Origin of the sequence: Coprococcus sp. AM14-16, assembly GCF_003434675.1 — a bacterium.
Taxonomy (GTDB): Bacteria; Bacillota; Clostridia; order Lachnospirales; family Lachnospiraceae; genus Coprococcus; species Coprococcus aceti.
This window is the reverse complement of the sequence record NZ_QTLL01000003.1, coordinates 289,392-307,003: the sequence shown is the minus strand read 5'-3', so window position 1 is coordinate 307,003 and position 17,612 is coordinate 289,392. Positions and strand designations below refer to the sequence as shown.

The window sequence follows — 17,612 nt, the reverse complement described above, 5'->3', positions numbered from 1 at the left end:
TACTCAGATTATGTGATTGCAATAAAGAGGAGGAAATTATTATGAAAAAGACAATGAAAAAACTGATGGTTCTCATAATGACCATGATGATGGGAATGTCGCTGGTGGCGTGCGGCGGTGCAGATAAGCAGCCTGCGATTGATGCGTTCAATAAGACAAGTACATCTTTTAATGAGGTTGCAAACATTATCAACGAAAATCCACAGGCTTATGATCAGGATTTGGTTGATACGATGGTCGACATGGCCGGTGTGCTCAATGAGCATAAACAGATCTTAGAGAGCGATGATGATGTTGAGGAAGAAAAGCTTCAGGAAATGATAGACTGGTATGGTACGGTTGATGAGTGGGTTGCTCAGGTTAAGGAAGAAATTTCAAAATAGTTTATTATTGATCATATGGTGAAGACTGCTTACCAGAGGGGCGGGCGCATTGGAGTGCCTGTCCTTTTTTAATAGCAAAAATTAAAATTCTCTTGCTATATTGCAAAAAGACGTATAAAATGCATGTGTATTTTTATGTTTTATATCTCAGTCTGGGACTCTATTTTCGACGGAGATATACACTCCGTGAGAATTGCTGAGCCGCTGATATGATATATGTCAGCAGAGCTGACTGGCAGCTTGCGGCAAGATTCGCCAGCGAATCTTAAGAAGAAAGACATTCAAATAAGAATATGGCAAAGGAAATAGTGGAATTATGAAAAAGGTAGTAAAATTTGGCGGAAGTTCATTGGCAAGTGCAGAGCAGTTTAAAAAGGTTGGAGCAATCATCACATCAGATGAGAGCCGTGTATACGTTGTTCCTTCTGCACCTGGAAAGAGATTTTCAGATGATACAAAGGTAACAGATATGCTCCTTCATGTGTATGAAACTGCGAAGGCAGGGAATGATTTCACAGAGGAAGTGAAGGCGATCAAGGCCAGATATGATGAGATCATCACAGGCCTTGAGATTAAGGATTTTTCACTTGATAAGGATTTTGAGGAGATTACAAAGCAGTTGGAGGATCTTACCAATCCGGACCCAATGTGCACACTGGACTATGTGGCATCAAGAGGAGAGTTCCTCAATGGTAAGATTATGGCTGCATATCTTGGCTTTGAGTTTATAGATGCTGCAGAGGTTATCTTTTTCAATGCAGAGGGCAATCTCAATAGCTATAAGACGGAGAAGGTACTTGGTGAGAGACTTGCCAAGACACAGCATGCGGTTGTTCCAGGATTCTATGGACTTGGCAAGGATGGCAAGGTAAAGACATTTTCCAGAGGCGGTTCAGATGTAACGGGCTCGATAGTCGCACAGGCAAGCAGAGCCGATGTATATGAGAACTGGACAGATGTCTCAGGCTTCCTTGTAGCTGACCCACGTATTGTTCCAGATCCAAAGCCGATCAAATATATTACTTACAGAGAGCTTCGTGAGCTTTCATACATGGGTGCATCAGTTCTCCATGAGGATGCGATATTCCCTGTACGCCACTGTGGTATCCCAATCAATATCCGCAACACAAATGCGCCTGAGGACGCAGGAACCTGGATAGTTGAGAGTACCTGCCAGAAGCAGGATTATGTTGTAACAGGTATTGCAGGTAAGAAGGATTTCTGCACAATATTTATTACGAAGGCTATGATGAATTCAGAGATAGGATTTGGAAGAAAGGTGCTTCAGGCATTTGAGGAGAATGATATCTCATTTGAGCATATGCCATCAGGTATTGACACGATGACTATCGTAGTTCATGCAGATGAATTCGTACACAAGGAGCAGAGAGTTATATCTGCCATCCATAGACTTGCAGAGCCGGATTCAGTTGAGATTGAGTCAGGACTTGCACTTATAGCTGTTGTAGGCCGTGGAATGAAGTCAGCAAGTGGTACAGCAGGCAAGTTGTTCAGCGCACTTGCAAAGGAAGGCATTAACATAAAGATGATAGACCAGGGTTCATCAGAGCTGAATATCATAATCGGAGTAAAGAACAGTGATTTTGAGACAGCCATAAAGGCAATATATAACACATTTATAACAGACAAGTAATAACAGATTGCTAAGCATCGTAGGGGTGGGCACGTATTGATAATGCATACCTTTGCAGAATGGGGCAGCACAGGGCAGAATATGGCGGAAAACCTCCAAACTGATGTAAGATAAAATTACTCAGTTTGGAGGTTATTTTTATGGCAATAAGAAAAAACAGCCCACAAAAAGCAGCAATGAGAGAAATGACGGTAGAACTGTTCACAAGTTTTAGGGTATAATTTGAATGCAAATTGAGCAACAAATCTGGGAAAACATAATCATCAATGTGTAAAATGTGATAGTCATGAGGAAAAAACGAGAATTACCGAAAGGGTGTGGGAGGCATTGTGTGGGAAGAGGACCAAACAAGCAGTAGCCTTGGCTGTATTATTTGTTCTAATGTTTATTGGTGGATGTTTTTTTGTGAAAGCCAATCAAGCAAAGGAATTTGAGAAAAACGATTATGGGGTGTTTTTAAATGCGGACGACTCATCTTTGGAACGATTTAAAATGTATGAAACGATTGTAATTGATGCACAGTATTTTACAAAAAGGGATATTGAATTGCTCCATCAAAATGGAACAGTAGTATATACATATCTAAATATTGGGTCGATTGAAAACTTCAGGGAGTACTATACAACCTATGCGGAACTGGCAATCGGTGAGTATGAGCACTGGGAGGAAGAAGAATGGGTAGATGTAGCAAACCCAGACTGGCAGAAATTTATAGGACAGCTTTCTCAGGAACTATATGAAAAAGGTGTTGACGGATTCTTTATAGATAATTGTGATGTATATTATTACAATCCGCACGAGAGTATTTTTGAAGGCATTACAGCGATTCTACAAAACATAATGACGTTTGGAAAAGCGGTCATCATCAACGGTGGAGATACTTATGTGGCGGAATATAGGGAACGCTATGGGGCGATTGATCAGATTATGACAGGTGTAAATCAGGAATCAGTATGGAGCAGTATTGATTTTGATAGCGGAACTTTTGGTGAACAAACGAGCGAGACGAGAGATTATTTCTGCAAATATTTGGAAACGTGCAAGGCGGATGGGGTGGAAGTGTATCTATTGGAATATACAACTAATCAAAAACTGATTCAAAAAATAAAAGAATACTGCAAGGAGCAAGATTTCCATTTTTATATTTCCAGTTCCCTTGAACTTAGATAATGAGTGTTGAGAAATACGAAAAAGATGAGCAAATTAAGTTTCGTCACTTCGTTCTGTCAAGGTGGCTACACCCCCTTGCGCCGCTAAAGCGGTTATCCCCTGTGGACTTATGGAAAAACTGGTAGCTTTCTTTTATCTCCAAGATGAGAAAAGTTCTGGCGATAGTAACGTTTAATCATCGATATTCTTATTTTATTCTTTACTTTACCAACTAATCTGGCGGTGCAGTTTACGATATTGTCCAGGGGTTATACCAGTGTATCGCTTAAAAATAGAAATAAAATAACTTTGAGATGAAAAATTCAAGTAAGTACTGATTTCGCCCAGACTGTAGTCAGAATGTGCCAGCAAATTCTTTGCCTTTTCGATAAGAACTTTATGGATAAAAACAGTAAGCGTCTGTCCGGTTTCTTTATGGAACAGGGCAGACAGATATTTAGGTGTTAAATTAACTAAAGATGCCAGTTGATTTAAGGTTAAAGTTTTATTTTTTCCATGATAGATATAATCAATGACGCGAGAAATAGCTGGTGAATAGTAGTTTTTTGGCGTCTTTTTTGCCTCAGCAACACGAAGCGTAAATTCAATAGCCATCTGTTCATTTAATTTCATTAAAGCGTCAACATCGGTACATTGTTCCATTTTTCGTATATATACATCACTTAAGGAAAAAGCAGTTTCCTCATTAAGTCCTCCTTCGATGGCATATCTGGTAACTAAAGTTGTATTAGCAATACTTGCATAAAAAAGTAATTTTAATTTGGAATTGGAAGAGGTCATCTTTCCGTAAACAGTTGTTGGGAGTGAATAATAGGTATTCTCCAATGCATGAATATCTCCGTTTGAAACACATTCGAGAATTGCCTTTTCCTGTGCATAAGATGTATGTATCCGTTCATTTTCTGCATTTTCCAACATTTCATGTGTGAGTGAAAAATTGATGTCTGACTTCATTTTATACATAGGTAATTTCTCCTGTCAAAAACACGATAAATTGACATAAAACACGATAAATCAATATAATTATATGCCGGAAATAGATAAAATGCAATTAAGAGATTAAAAGAGATGAGATAGATGCTATGAAACGAAAAGAAGTAATTTTTTTACTGGCAATGTTGTTAGTTGGAACTTCTGTTGGTGGTTTTGTATATCCAAGTAATTGTTATGCAGCAACAGAAAGTTCTTCGGAACAAAGTATTTATTCACTGGCCAACCATTATTTTAAAATCAAGTCTATCAGTAATGGGAAATACTTGCTTGGAAATAAAGCTGGATATGAAGCGCAGGCAGATACAGCCGACGATTTAAAGTAGAGCAGAGATGAATCACAATGGATAACAACTTCGACAGAATATTGGCAGTAGATATGGACTTTGAAAGGGGGGATAAGCCATGAACATTGATAAAATATGTGAACAGTTAACAATAGATGAAAAAATCCGGCTTTTAGGCGGTATTGGTGACTGGCATACTTATGACTGTAATGGAAAAATCCCCTCTATTATGATGACAGACGGACCACATGGGATTCGAAAACTGGAGAAGGAAAAGGTTGGGGATATTGAAACCAGTAAGCCAGCAACTTGTTTTCCAACTGCAAGTGCAATAGCCTGCAGTTGGAATCCTGCTATTGTTAAAAAGATGGGTGAAGCGATTGCGAAGGAAGCAAAAAAAGAGCAGATATCCATTGTGCTAGGCTGCGGAATCAATATCAAGCGTTCTCCTTTATGCGGAAGAAATTTTGAATATTTCAGTGAAGATCCGTATTTGACAGGAAAGCTGGCAACGGGATATATCGAAGGTGTACAGAGTCTTGGAATAGGTACGAGCTTAAAGCATTATGCTGTTAATTCACAGGAAACAAGACGAATGACATCCAATAGCCAGATTGATGAAAGAACTCTTAGGGAAATATATCTGTCGGCTTTTGAAGAAGTTGTGAAAAAAGCAAAACCGACTTCTGTAATGGCTTCATACAACAGGATTAATGGCGAATTTGGAGCAAGAAATAAATACTTACTGACAGATGTTCTGAGAAAAGAATGGAAATATCAAGGTGGTGTGGTGTCGGATTGGGGAGCAGCAAATGATATTGTAAGCTGTATGAAAAATGGTCTGACACTGGAAATGCCAGATCCGAAAGGCTTCCACACAGATGTGTTAAAAGAAGCGTATAAGGATGGCCGGATTACGGGTCAGGAACTGGATAACTGGACTAAGAATGTTCTGCAGAATTTTGTATCACTTCATAAAAATATAGAAGAAAATTATGAGGTAGATATGGAAGAACAGAATCAGGTGGCACGTAAACTAGAAAATGAAAGTGCAGTGCTTTTGAAAAATAATAGTGTTTTGCCAATTGGAAAAGAGAAGAAGGTAATCATTATTGGAGAGCTTGCCAGGCAGATGCGATTTCAGGGAGGTGGGAGCAGTCATATCCAGCCGACGAAGATGACAAATGCGATTGAAGCAATACGTGAAAAAGGATATCAGGTAACTTATATACAGGGATATCAGAATGAAAAGGAAGAATTAGGAGAAAAGCAACTACAGGATACGATAGAAAAACTGAAACAGGAATATAGAAAAAAGGATTGTGTGATTCTATATTTTATCGGTCTTACAGAATCTTACGAAGGAGAAGGATACGACAGGAAAAATCTTAAAATCCCTCAAAATCAGGAAGAGCTGTTGGCTGAAATTGCAAAAACTGTCGGAAAAGATCATATTGCAGCAATTAGTTTCGGTGGTGCGCCTATGGATTTTAGTTTTGAAAAGAATGTAGGAGCAATTCTTTACATGTACCTCGGAGGACAGGCTGTAGGGGAATCTGTTGCTGACTTAATCAGTGGAGAGGTGAATCCATCCGGTAAATTGGCAGAGACAATTCCGTTTTCAGAAAAAGATACTCCGGCATGGAGATATTTTGCACCTCCGAATGATGATGTAGAATACAGGGAAAGCATTTTTGTAGGTTATCGTTACTATGAGACATTCCATGTTCCGGTAAAATATCCGTTTGGTTATGGACTTTCCTATACTTCTTTTTCCTATTCGGAATTGAATGTACCGAAAGTATATAGTGGTGGAAAGATACAAATTCGTTTTAAAATTAAAAATATCGGAAAAGTGAGTGGAGCAGAAATAGCACAGTTATATATCTGCCCGATTGAATCAGATGTTATCAGAAGCCATATAGAACTAAAGGGATTTCAAAAAATATATCTGCATCCGGGAGAAGAAAAAGAAGTTATACTAGAGCTGGATGAAAGAAGTTTTTCCGTCTATGATGTAGAGAAAAAAGCCTTTTCCATGTTAAGCGGCAAATATCAGATCTGTATCGGAGCATCGGTACATGATTTGCAATTAAAGGCGAATATGGAAGTAGTAGGAAATAGTTATTTTAGAAATGAAAGAGAACTGTTTCCGGATTATTTTAGAGAGCAGCCACATGGAATGGAAATCAGTGCAGAACAATTTTATCAGCTATTAGGCGGTGAACCGAAACATGACAAAGAAAAAAAGCGTGGAGAGTATACGGTTTACGATTCCTATCAGGATGTGGTAAATGTCTCAATGTTTGGAAAATTTGTTCGTGGAGTCGTACATATCGGACTTAAGATTATACTTCGGGGAAAATCAGAGCGGGACCCGGCCTTTAAAATGGTAAAAATGGGAGTCGAAGAAGGAAATCTGGAGGGACTGATTGCAACCAGTGGTGGAATTGCAACTCCGAAGTTAATCGATATGTTAGTTTACAATGCAAATAAAAAATATTTGCAGGCTTTTAAAAGACTGCTGAAGAAATAGAGAGATGGGGGAGTCGTATATGGAAAACAATAAATTGGATAAACGCACAAAATGGAGCTATTGTATAGGAGCAACCGGAAGAGATATGGCGTATGCACTCGTCTCTATGTTTCTTCTTACATATATTCAATATACGATGAAACTGACAGTTGCCCAATATGCAGTAATATCAGCAATTATGGTAGTGTGTCTGCTGTGGGATGCCATTAATGATCCAATGATGGGAATTATTATTGAAAATTCGCATTTGAAAGCCGGAAAATTTAAACCTTGGATTTTTATAGGAGTAATTTTAAACAGCCTGATAATTACCTGCTTGTTTACAGTAAGGCCGGAAGGATGGGGATTTGTTGCATTTTTTGGAGTGGGATATCTTTTATGGGGAATGACTTACACAATGAATGATATTGCCTATTGGGGAATGCTGCCGAGTCTTACATCAGATCCGGGAGAACGGAACTGGCTGGTAACCGTACAGGGAATTTTTATCTGTATCGGACAGTTTTCTGTTGCAGGTCTGCTCCCTGATATGGTAGCTGGAAATGCGATTATGGCATATCGGACGGCTGCGATTGTGATTGCTTTTTGTTTTATTGGTTTCCAGCTACTTACAGTGTTTGGAGTAAAAGAGAGAAAACGACCGGAAAAGAAGAGAACACTGTCATTAAAAGATATGTTTCATATATTCCTGAGAAATGATCAGTTGATAGTGATTGGAATTGCATGTTTATTATTCCAAATCGGAAATGGTCTTCTGATTATGATTGGAATGAATTTCTTTTATTTTGAATTTGGATATTCTGTAGGTGGCAGTCTTGTATTTTGGTTCACAATTATGTATGGATTAGGAACGCTGATATCAGAGGCATCTTTTGCGTGGCTTTCCTCAAAATTCACACGAAATCAGATTATAACTGCAGCTACCTTCATTACGGTCATTGGGTATACGCTTTTTATGAGTGTAGGCTACATTTTACCAAAAAGTGTTGTTTTACTGAATATCATCGGTTTTCTAATCTTCTTTTCGCAAGGAGCATTCAATATGACGATGATTGTCATGTTAAATAATACCATAGAGTATGATGAAGTCCGGTTTCATGAACGACATGACAGTATTATCTCAGCAGTAAGATCTTTTGCAACAAAGCTGGCCAGTGCGGTTGATCAGGCGGTTGTTGCGTTAATACTGATTATAAGCAATATCTATGCAATCAGTCAGAAAATATCCGGATTAGAAATAAAAGCTGGTACAGGAGAACTTACTTCGGAAAATGTAATTGTACAGGCAGATAAATTTATCCAGACAGCAGATGCCGGACAAAGATTTATATTGCGTCTTGGAATTGTAGCTGTTCCGGTAATTTCTATAGGAGCTGCTTATATATTGATTAAACGGAAATATATCATTGACGAACGTAAGTATGAAGAACTGGTAGCGGAAATAAAAAGCAAAAATAAAAAATAATTCAATAAATTTGTTGAAGGAGTCGTTATCGAAAAAACGAGCAGTTTTTAATACTAGAAACAGATATATATCAATATCCACAGGCGAAAGATTTGATATTGAACAGGGACATTCCACCGGATATCAAGCCAGAATTTAAAGTCTACTCAGATGAAGAATTAAAGCGGTTCAATGCGTTCCTCGCAAAAGTGGATATACAGACAGCCAGAATAAGTGAAAAATGAAGAAAGGTAAAAAGGCTTGAAAAGCCCGAAAATACTGGAAATATGAGAAAAATCAAGATTTTATTTGTTTGCCACGGCAATGTCCTGTGACATTTGAATAATACGTTGCACATCGCGGCAAAACGCGGCATATCTTGCTTTTTCCAATAACACGTGACTACTGTTTTACTACGAATGACGGAATGCAAATAGTATATCTGTAGTATGTTTCGTTAAATAGTTATGAGCTCTGGCATTTTGCCGGAGCTTCTTATCGTTAAAAGGTTCTCTGATATAGATACAAGATAGGTAGCAAAACATGGCAAATCAGTGCATTTCTAGGCATTGGTGAAATCGTTAAATTGTTAGGAGTAATCGTTAAAATGTTGTGATATATCGTTAAATTGTTAGGGCAATCGTTAAAAGATTGAAGTAATCGTTAAAAGGTATCTTTTTGTTGAAACTATTCCTCCGTGGGAATATAATAAAAATGAGATATTCATGCAAATGAAAAGAGGTGTTGGTATATGAAAGTAAGTGGAAAATTATCATATAAATCTGCAATTATTGTGAATGATGTATTTTTTAAGGACATAGATGAATTATTAAGAGAATATTTTGAAAAACCTAAATATTCTGCACAACTTATAAATGGTGATGAGGTTGAGTTTGAATCTGTTTCAGAATTAATATCATATGACAATTTTTCTAACCGTGCTATAAAGACAATGAGAATTGGATTTGGAATAGGAAACTATATTAGGATTGAACCATCAATGGCATTCATTAATGGATATAAATCTACGTTAGAAATGGGTTTTGAAGTTGAAAATAATGACAAATCAGAGGAAATAAAAAGAAAAGTAAATGACCTTTGTGATAAGCATAAACAATCATTTATGTACACGGCAGCATCTAAATTCACTTTAATGCACATCTGTATTTTGTTGTGGGGTTTAAGTTTTATTTCGAACTTGAACGTATTAATTACACATAAAACAGATGATGGAACGATGTCTAATTCAACTATAGTAGCTGCCGTCACAGTTGGAGTAGTGATTATGCTGTTGATTAGTGCGGCACTGTCATGGATAATAAAGCAATATTTTCCTGCTATCGTTTTTTACTTAGGTGAAAATATAAAAAGTGTTGAAAAGAAGTCGAAAACTAAAAGTAATATATTCTGGTGCATCATTGTAGCAGGAATAGTTTCTGCTATTGTTTCATCATTTTTTAATTAAAGGTAGATTAACTTAAGATATTTGTAATATTGGAGGTATTATATGGAATTATTATCAACTTCAGAAATTGCAGAAAAATGGAATGTTTCGAGAAGAAGAGTAACAACCTTATGTATAGAGGGGCGTATAGAAGGTGCTGTACATAAGGGAAATATGTGGCTTGTTCCAGAAGATGCCAAGAAACCAACGGATCCGAGAAAAAGTACCTGTAAAGGGGGTAAATAGATATGGCAGTATTAAGTAAAAAGCAAATGTCAGAAGAAGACATTAAGTTAAACTTTATAACACCAGCGATTCAACCAAACTGGCAAGGTCATATCACAATGGAGACCAAGATAACAGATGGTCGTATCAATATTAAAGGCAACATTGTGGCACGTAGTAAGCCTAAATTTGCCGATTATATGCTTTATTTGAATGATGGTAAGCCGATTGCTGTTGTAGAGGCAAAGGACAACAATCATTCGGTTTCTCACGGCTTGCAACAGGCAATGACTTATGCTCAGATGATGGACTTATCCAACAAGGGTGTGTCCTGCACACCCTTTCGTTAGATTTGCCCCCCTAGGTGCAAAAATGAACCCCCTAAAATGGCTCAATGGTTTCAAATGCACCCACCAAAATCAGAGTAGTAACACACTTTATTTTGACTACGTTTCTACTACGAATAAGTGTATCGATTTGCCTTATATTGCCACGATATGTCAAGATATGTACGAAAAATCAATGTCGCTTGGCATTGTAACAATACCTTGTACATTTTTGAAAGTGGCAAAACACGGCAAATTACGGCAAAATAAGGCTTTTTAGGAGGAAAAAACATGAGTATTCGCGTGCTCTTCATCTGCCACGGCAACATCTGCCGTTCCCCCATCTCCGAGTTCGTCCTCAAGGACATGGTAGAAAAGCTCGGCATAGCAGATAAATTTGATATAGCCTCTGCGGCCACCAGCACTGAGGAGATCTGGGGCGGAAAAGGCAATCCGATATATCTACCGGCGAAGAAAGTGCTGAGGGCACATGGCATAGGTAAGACGGCTTATACAGACTTTAGTGGCAAGCAGGCAAGACAGGTCACAAAGCAGGATTATGAATATTATGACTATCTTCTCTGTGCAGATACAGCAAATGTGAGGAACACAATGCGCATAACCGGTCCGGACTGCCAGGACAAGATACATTTGCTGCTCGATTACGCGGGAAGGCATGGACAGTCTATAGCTGATCCGTGGTATACGGGACGATTTGATGAGACATACAGGGATGTGTGTCAGGGATGTGAGGGCTTTCTTGATTATCTCAGGCAAGGCAATAGGTTGTAGATATGTGTTTACACTCTCGAAGGCATGGTTTTATATTGATTTTATATTGCTTGTTTTATATAGCAACACCACAAGAAACGTGATATGATTTACGCGTAAATGCATGAGAGAAAATATATAAACCACCAACGGAGGGCATACAAATGGAATTATACAAAGGCAGACCGGATACAAATGAAGGACGACTTGAGAGGGAGATCAGAGTTTATGATTTCCTTGATGATCACGGCATAGAGTATTGGCGCACAGATCATGCTCCAGCAGACACAATGGAGGTTTGCAGCGAGATAGATGCGGTGCTTGGGGCAACCATTTGTAAGAATCTGTTTCTGTGCAACAGGCAGAAGACACAGTTCTATCTGCTCATGATGCCGGGCGACAAGCCGTTCAAGACAAAGGAGATCACATCGCAGATAGGCAGCGCGAGACTTTCATTTGCATCGCCGGAGGATATGGAGAAGTATCTGGATATCAGGCCGGGGGCGGTCAGCGTCATGGGTCTCATGAATGACCATGAGAATCATGTGCAGCTGCTTGTTGACGAGGATGTTATGAAGGGCGAGTATCTTGGATGCCATCCGTGTGTGAACACATCAAGTATGAAGGTCAGGACGGAGGATATATTTGGAAAGTTTCTTGAGGCGGTTCACCACGATATGATCAAGGTGACGCTCACTGGAGAATAGGAGTGGTAAAAATGATGGCAGAGCGAAGAAACGGGGGCAAGCCTCGCAGAGAAGATAACAATAAAACGAGTGGCAGCGTAAACGAAAGAAAAAGACAGACACATAGCAGAAAGTACGATGTAACAGGTGGAGAGAAACAAATAAAAACAGGAAGCAAAGGTAAAAATGTACAGGGAAAACCGCGACAGGCACACTCATCACAATATAAGCTCAACCCGAACAGCAAATGTCCTATATCCCACCTGTGCGGTGGCTGTCAGTATGTGGACATTCCATACGAGCAGCAGCTCGCCGAGAAACAGAAATATATAGATGGCCTGCTCGGAGCATTTGGCCCGGTGGACAAGATAATAGGCATGGAGAATCCGTATCACTACAGGAATAAGGTCACTGCGGCATTCAGGAGAATGAAGAGCGGAGAAATAATTTCCGGGGTGTACGAGGAGGGGACGCACAATATACTTCCAGTCGAGAACTGTTATGTGGAGGATGAGAATGCTGCGGACATCATCAGAACATTTGCCGGACTGATAAAGTCGTTCAAGCTCCAGATATACAACGAGGATACAGGAACCGGACTTATCAGGCATTTGCAGATAAGAGTTGGAAGAAAGACCGGGCAGATCATGGTGATCATAGTTACAGCGTCGCCGGTATTCCCGTCCAAGAAGAATCTCGCAAAGGCACTTGTGACGGCTCATCCGGAGATCACAACGATTGTCCAGAATATCAACATGAAGGACACCAGCATGGTCATAGGCGACAGAAATCAGGTTGTTTACGGCAAAGGTTATATAGAGGATATCCTATGCGGAAAGCGTTTCCGTATATCGCCGGGCAGCTTCTATCAGGTCAATCCGGAGCAGACTGAGGTTCTATATGGCAAAGCCATAAAGTATGCTGATCTCAAGAAGAAGGAGACTGTTATCGATGCCTACTGCGGCATAGGAACCATAGGCATAGCTGCGAGCGACCGGGCAAAGAAGGTCATCGGCGTGGAGCTGAATGAGGCTGCCGTGCACGATGCCCGGGTGAATGTGAGGATGAACAAGATACAGAATGTTGACATTTACAGCAACGACGCCGGAAGGTTTATGGTGGATGTTGCTGAGGAGGGGGACAGCATAGACGTGGTATTTATGGATCCTCCGAGATCCGGAAGTACTGAGGAGTTTATGTCATCGGTCATTACCCTGGGACCTAAGAGGGTTGTGTATATATCCTGCGGTCCTGAGAGTCTTGCCCGGGATCTGAAATATATGACAAAGAACGGTTACCAGGTCATCAAGGTGACACCTGTGGACATGTTCCCGCTTACCCGCGGGGTAGAGACCGTAGTGCTCCTCACAAGGGCGGGTGCGGTACATCGTGGATAAAATTAACAAAAAGCCGGTTCTCTATGAGTGAGAACCGGCTCCGTTTATAAAAATGGAAGGTTTTATCGTAAATTAAATCACGTTACATATATTTGACAAGCTCATCGATGATAGGAGCGTAGTGTTCGCCTTCAAGACCATAGTCTTTTTCTTTGTAGTTCCATGCGGCGCGGCCTATTCCGTACTTTTCAAATACAGAATGGATATCTTTGTACCAGTTCAGAGTTCCGTCAAGTGGTGCCTGATCTATAACACCATATTCGCCGCAGTACATAAATCCGTCTCTTTCTTCAACAGCCTTGATGCCGTCGAGAAACATTTTTTCGAACAAATCAGGTCCGATGGAATTAAGTCCAAGGCTACTCTCGGTGATGGCCCCATGCATACACCCTTCGATCTGGCGGGATTTCTCCATGTAGTCATTGAAATCCCCCGGATATTCGATATGAAAATCTGAAGGCATACCTGTTACCCAGTAGGCAGACTGGTGGGTAAATACCATTGGCTCGTAACAGTGGAAATTGTAAACTATGTTCTCATCGTTGTGATGAGGGAGAAGCTTTATAGATGTAACAGCATTGTAGCCAACCCCACCGAGCAGGATCTTGGCAGTAGGTGCTTTCGCACGGATGATCTCGATGCATTTGCTTGATATTTCGTTCCACTCGTTTACAACGGTCGGACTTACGACCTCGTTCAGCGGCTCGAACATCATTATGTCTGCATCCTTTGCATATCTGTCTATGAGCTTTCTCCACATTCCGTAGAATCTCTCCTGAAGAGGCTTCTCGTGGAAGAATTCAAGAAGATGAGCCTCATCGTCAAATATATATCCATATGTCTTGTGCAGATCAAGAACCATATTGAGGTTGTATTTTCTGCACCACTCAATGCATGAATCGATGTAAGCGTAGCCGTATTCCTTATCACTTCCGTCCTCGTTTTCAAAATTATCGTAATCGATAGGAAGACGAACATGGTCAAGTCCCCATGATGCTATTCTTGCAATATCTTTTTCTGTGATAAATGTGTCAAGATGCTCCTTGTCAAGTGGTCCCTGTGAAAGCCATCCACCTAAGTTTACGCCTTTTTTGAATCCGTCTAAAGTTCTCATAATCTTTAACCTCCTGTGAAATAATAAAATATATATTGCACTCATTTGCCGTTCGGGAGTGCTTATCAGTTTCGTTTTCTGTGACTTTATAGTAGCATTTGCAGCTTTATGCAAATACAACAAATGTGTCATTAATATAATAATTATGCTATAGTAATATAATAGAAAGGAGGATGGACCATGAATATATCGAACGAGATCGTAAAACAGCAGTTTGTACAGAGAGAATACGGACTGGCGCACCCGACATACGACAGTGAACTTGACTTCTATCAGCTTGTCAGCAGTGGCAATGTGAAGGCACTGTCGGGTATGCTCCTCGCAGGAGAGGAGGATGCCGAGGTTCTGGCAGCCAGGGGAATATTGTCGGAGGATAAAGTCCGAAACAGAAGATATCACGAGATCGTGCTTGTGGCGATGATATCCAGATTTTGCATAGAAGAGGGCATGGAGGAGATGGAAAGCTACAATCTCAGTGACTTCTATATTAATAAGCTGGACAAAGCACAGACCACGCAGCAGGTCATAGAGATACATAATCAGATAATCATGGATTATGCCAAAAGGATGCGCCGGGTGAAGAAGAAAACAGTCATATCGCCACACTGTGTCAAGGCTATGGATTACGTATATGACCATTTGCATGAGCGGATAGATGTGCGGGAAGTGGCAGAATTTGTGGGAGTGGAACGCTCTTATCTGAGCAAACTATTTCATAAGGAGGTCGGTCAGACAATCTCAGATTACATCATGGAGAAGAAGCTTCAGACTGCCAGAAATATGCTCCTGTATTCAGATTTTTCCTGTACGGAGATATCGCAGTATCTGGCATTTGCCAGCGGAAGCTATTTTGCAAAATGCTTCAAGACAAAATATGGAGCGACTCCGAATTCATATCGCAGGATAAATTACAGGAAACACTGGAAAGAGGCGAAATCATAGTCTTGTTATGTGCTGGTATAATTGACAACATCTGTCAAAGGTTGTAGAATTACATGAGTTTTATTTGTATATATAAGGAGAATGAATAGCTATGTCATCTTTTAGATTTCATGTGGCTCTCGCAGCCGCCAAACTGAGCAAGGGACTCATCCAGCTCCTGGGTAGGAACGGTACGCATACACCTGGAGTTATCGCCCTGAAGATATGTCCGGATTTCCTGGCACAGGCGCCCAAGGCACCGCTTACGATATGTGTCACAGGAACAAATGGTAAGACCACCTGTAGTAACCTGATAACTGATGTTCTGGAGAAGGATGGAAGAAGAGTTGTCAGCAACAGAACAGGTTCCAATATCGTCCCTGGCTGTACGACAAATGTCATCAACAGCCTTACATTTACGGGAAAGGTCAGAGTGGATGCCACTGTATTTGAGGTGGACGAGCGTGCTTCAAGGCTGATACTTCCATATGTGAAGCCGGATTATCTTGTTGTAACAGGACTTTTCAGAGATTCACTCAAGAGAAATGCTCACCCTGACTATATTTTCAGTGTCATAGATACCTACTGCCCTGATTCTGCAAAGGTTATCCTGAATGCGGACGAGCTTTGCTCAAGCATGTTGAAGAAAGACAGCTACAGAGTGTTCTATGGAATCGGCAAGCAGCCTGATGACAAGACCGAGCCATACAACCTTATCGCGGATTACCAGATCTGCCCTAACTGCGGCGAGAAGCTGAAGTACAATTACCTCAGATATCATCACATCGGCGATGTGGTATGCCCGAAGTGTGGACTTCACTCACCAGACAAGAAGTATCTGGCAACCGACATAGACAGAGAGAAGATGACAATTACTATACAGGAGGGAGACAAGAAGACAGTTTATCCGCTGATCCATACAGCTCTCTTCAATATATATAATGAAGTTACAGTTATCTCGGCACTGCGCGAAATCGGTCTCTCGGCTGAGAGAATCAAGGAACTCATGGGTCAGATCCATATACCGGATTCCCGCCACAACGAGACCACAGTGAATGGTGTTACAGTAATCCAGGCGCTCTCAAAGGGACAGAGTGCGGTTTCTTCATCCAGAACATTTGAGTATGTGGCAAATGAGGAGGGCAAGAAGGCTATCCTCCTTGCGATGGACGATCTTGAGGACAGACAGAAGAGTATAGAGTTCTCAGGCTGGATATACGATCTGGAGTATGAGCAGTTCAACAGGGATGATGTTGTACAGGTCATCTGCACAGGACCTAGATGCTACGACCACAAGGTGAGATGCTTACTGGCTGGTATCCCTGAGGAGAAGATACTCACAAATCTCAGCGAGGTCGCTGCGGCAGATGATGTGACTATAGATGGTGTTGACAGAATATACATCCTGTACGACTGTGAGAATTACGGAATGTCATGTGAGATGAAGAAGAAGATAATCAAGAGACTGGAGGGTGACAAATAATGAAGATTGAGATTTTATATCCGGAAATATGTACACTCTACGGTGACAAAGGAAATACAATGTACCTGCAGAAATGTCTGCCGGGTGCGGAATTTGTGACAACAGGACTTAATGAGAAGCCACTCTTCCTCAAAGAGAATATAGACATGGTGTATATGTGTTCCATGAGCGAGAAGAGCCAGGAGCTCGTGCTTGACAGACTGATGCAGTACAAGGACGAGATCGCAGCATGCATGAAGGATGGAAAGGCGCTTTTCCTTCTGGTTGGCAATTCCATGGAACTCCTTGGTGATTATATCAAGAGAGAGGATGGAACCAGAGTTACAGGACTTGGCGTTGTTCCGGGCATGTACTCAGTCCGCCAGACTCCGAATCGTTTCAACACGCTCATCAAGGCGAAGTTCAACGATATGACACTCATCGGATACACAAGCCGATTTGCCCACACTTACGGAATACCTGATGATATGACATTCTGCAAGGTGGAGATCGGACAGGGCAGCAATCCTGATACCATGAATGAGGGAATCTGCAAGAACAGAGTAATTGCGACATACATTCATGGACCACTGCTCATTCAGAATCCTGATTTTGTACATTATCTGTTGGAAAAACTGGATGCTCCTATGAAAGAGATACCATTTGAGGCAGCTATGCGCAAGGCATATGATGTGAAGCTTGCTGAGTATGGCAAGCCTGATCTGGAGCTGTCATAATATAGAAAATTATAGTGATAATTAAGCCCCGGTGGCCTTTGATATATACCTGAAATCCAGGACAC

At 40.7% G+C, this 17,612-nt stretch carries 17 protein-coding genes and 1 pseudogene; 16 read left to right on the top strand and 2 right to left on the bottom strand.

The annotated features are described in order from the left end of the window. Positions 1-41 precede the first annotated feature (41 nt). The 3 genes from DW159_RS11715 (at position 42) to DW159_RS11705 (ending at position 3,207) form a co-directional block, all read left to right on the top strand. Positions 42-383, top strand: a complete 342-nt coding sequence (locus tag DW159_RS11715) for a hypothetical protein (protein ID WP_022216291.1) — start codon at positions 42-44, stop codon at positions 381-383. Positions 384-699: 316 nt separating this feature from the next. After that, positions 700-2,037, top strand: a complete 1,338-nt coding sequence (locus tag DW159_RS11710) for an aspartate kinase (protein ID WP_117550958.1) — start codon at positions 700-702, stop codon at positions 2,035-2,037. Positions 2,038-2,442: 405 nt separating this feature from the next. Beyond that, the gene (locus tag DW159_RS11705; RefSeq protein ID WP_242992705.1) at positions 2,443-3,207 is read left to right on the top strand and encodes an endo alpha-1,4 polygalactosaminidase; all 765 of its coding nucleotides are present in this window, start codon (positions 2,443-2,445) and stop codon (positions 3,205-3,207) included. A 204-nt stretch (positions 3,208-3,411) separates the two neighbouring features. On the opposite strand, the gene DW159_RS11700 is transcribed toward DW159_RS11705, so the two are convergent. Then, entirely contained in the window at positions 3,412-4,170 is a 759-nt protein-coding gene (locus DW159_RS11700; RefSeq protein ID WP_055147517.1) for a helix-turn-helix domain-containing protein, read from the bottom strand. Between the two features lie 119 nt (positions 4,171-4,289). Between DW159_RS11700 and DW159_RS11695 the strand changes: the two genes are divergently transcribed. From DW159_RS11695 to rlmD, 10 genes and pseudogenes are all read left to right on the top strand, one after another. Next, positions 4,290-4,523, top strand: coding sequence for a hypothetical protein (locus DW159_RS11695; RefSeq protein WP_117550954.1), 234 nt, complete (start codon positions 4,290-4,292; stop codon positions 4,521-4,523). A 79-nt stretch (positions 4,524-4,602) separates the two neighbouring features. Continuing rightward, positions 4,603-7,020 (top strand): glycoside hydrolase family 3 C-terminal domain-containing protein, encoded by a 2,418-nt coding sequence (locus tag DW159_RS11690; RefSeq protein ID WP_117550952.1) that lies wholly within the window; start codon positions 4,603-4,605, stop codon positions 7,018-7,020. 19 nt (positions 7,021-7,039) lie between these two features. After that, positions 7,040-8,485 (top strand): MFS transporter, encoded by a 1,446-nt coding sequence (locus tag DW159_RS11685; RefSeq protein WP_158547608.1) that lies wholly within the window; start codon positions 7,040-7,042, stop codon positions 8,483-8,485. Between the two features lie 92 nt (positions 8,486-8,577). Next, entirely contained in the window at positions 8,578-8,709 is a 132-nt protein-coding gene (locus DW159_RS14055) for a hypothetical protein (RefSeq protein ID WP_278320897.1), read from the top strand. A gap of 506 nt (positions 8,710-9,215) precedes the next feature. After that, positions 9,216-9,929: a hypothetical protein gene (locus DW159_RS11675; RefSeq protein ID WP_117550946.1), complete on the top strand. Its 714-nt coding sequence runs from the start codon at positions 9,216-9,218 to the stop codon at positions 9,927-9,929. Between the two features lie 42 nt (positions 9,930-9,971). Then, positions 9,972-10,154, top strand: coding sequence for a helix-turn-helix domain-containing protein (locus DW159_RS11670; protein ID WP_117550944.1), 183 nt, complete (start codon positions 9,972-9,974; stop codon positions 10,152-10,154). Between the two features lie 2 nt (positions 10,155-10,156). Next, positions 10,157-10,447: pseudogene (locus DW159_RS11665) on the top strand (type I restriction endonuclease); the annotation flags it as partial. Between the two features lie 303 nt (positions 10,448-10,750). After that, positions 10,751-11,251: a low molecular weight protein-tyrosine-phosphatase gene (locus DW159_RS11660; RefSeq protein ID WP_117550940.1), complete on the top strand. Its 501-nt coding sequence runs from the start codon at positions 10,751-10,753 to the stop codon at positions 11,249-11,251. A 143-nt stretch (positions 11,252-11,394) separates the two neighbouring features. Then, on the top strand, positions 11,395-11,937 hold the full coding sequence (locus tag DW159_RS11655; RefSeq protein WP_055147481.1) for a prolyl-tRNA synthetase associated domain-containing protein: 543 nt from the start codon (positions 11,395-11,397) through the stop codon (positions 11,935-11,937). A gap of 11 nt (positions 11,938-11,948) precedes the next feature. Beyond that, positions 11,949-13,313, top strand: a complete 1,365-nt coding sequence (gene rlmD, locus DW159_RS11650; RefSeq protein WP_117550938.1) for a 23S rRNA (uracil(1939)-C(5))-methyltransferase RlmD — start codon at positions 11,949-11,951, stop codon at positions 13,311-13,313. Positions 13,314-13,395: 82 nt separating this feature from the next. Here rlmD and DW159_RS11645 read toward each other — a convergent pair whose 3' ends face one another. Continuing rightward, entirely contained in the window at positions 13,396-14,427 is a 1,032-nt protein-coding gene (locus DW159_RS11645; RefSeq protein WP_117550936.1) for a glycoside hydrolase family 5 protein, read from the bottom strand. Positions 14,428-14,607: 180 nt separating this feature from the next. On the opposite strand from DW159_RS11645, the gene DW159_RS11640 reads away from it, so the two are divergent. From DW159_RS11640 to DW159_RS11630, 3 genes are all read left to right on the top strand, one after another. Beyond that, entirely contained in the window at positions 14,608-15,369 is a 762-nt protein-coding gene (locus DW159_RS11640; RefSeq protein ID WP_117550934.1) for a helix-turn-helix transcriptional regulator, read from the top strand. 91 nt (positions 15,370-15,460) lie between these two features. Then, a complete protein-coding gene (locus DW159_RS11635) occupies positions 15,461-16,831 on the top strand; it encodes a Mur ligase family protein (RefSeq protein WP_022215873.1) in 1,371 nt (456 codons plus the stop codon). Then, the gene (locus DW159_RS11630; RefSeq protein ID WP_117550932.1) at positions 16,831-17,547 is read left to right on the top strand and encodes a hypothetical protein; all 717 of its coding nucleotides are present in this window, start codon (positions 16,831-16,833) and stop codon (positions 17,545-17,547) included. Before DW159_RS11635 ends, DW159_RS11630 begins: the two co-directional genes overlap by 1 nt. The last annotated feature ends 65 nt before the right edge of the window (positions 17,548-17,612 follow it).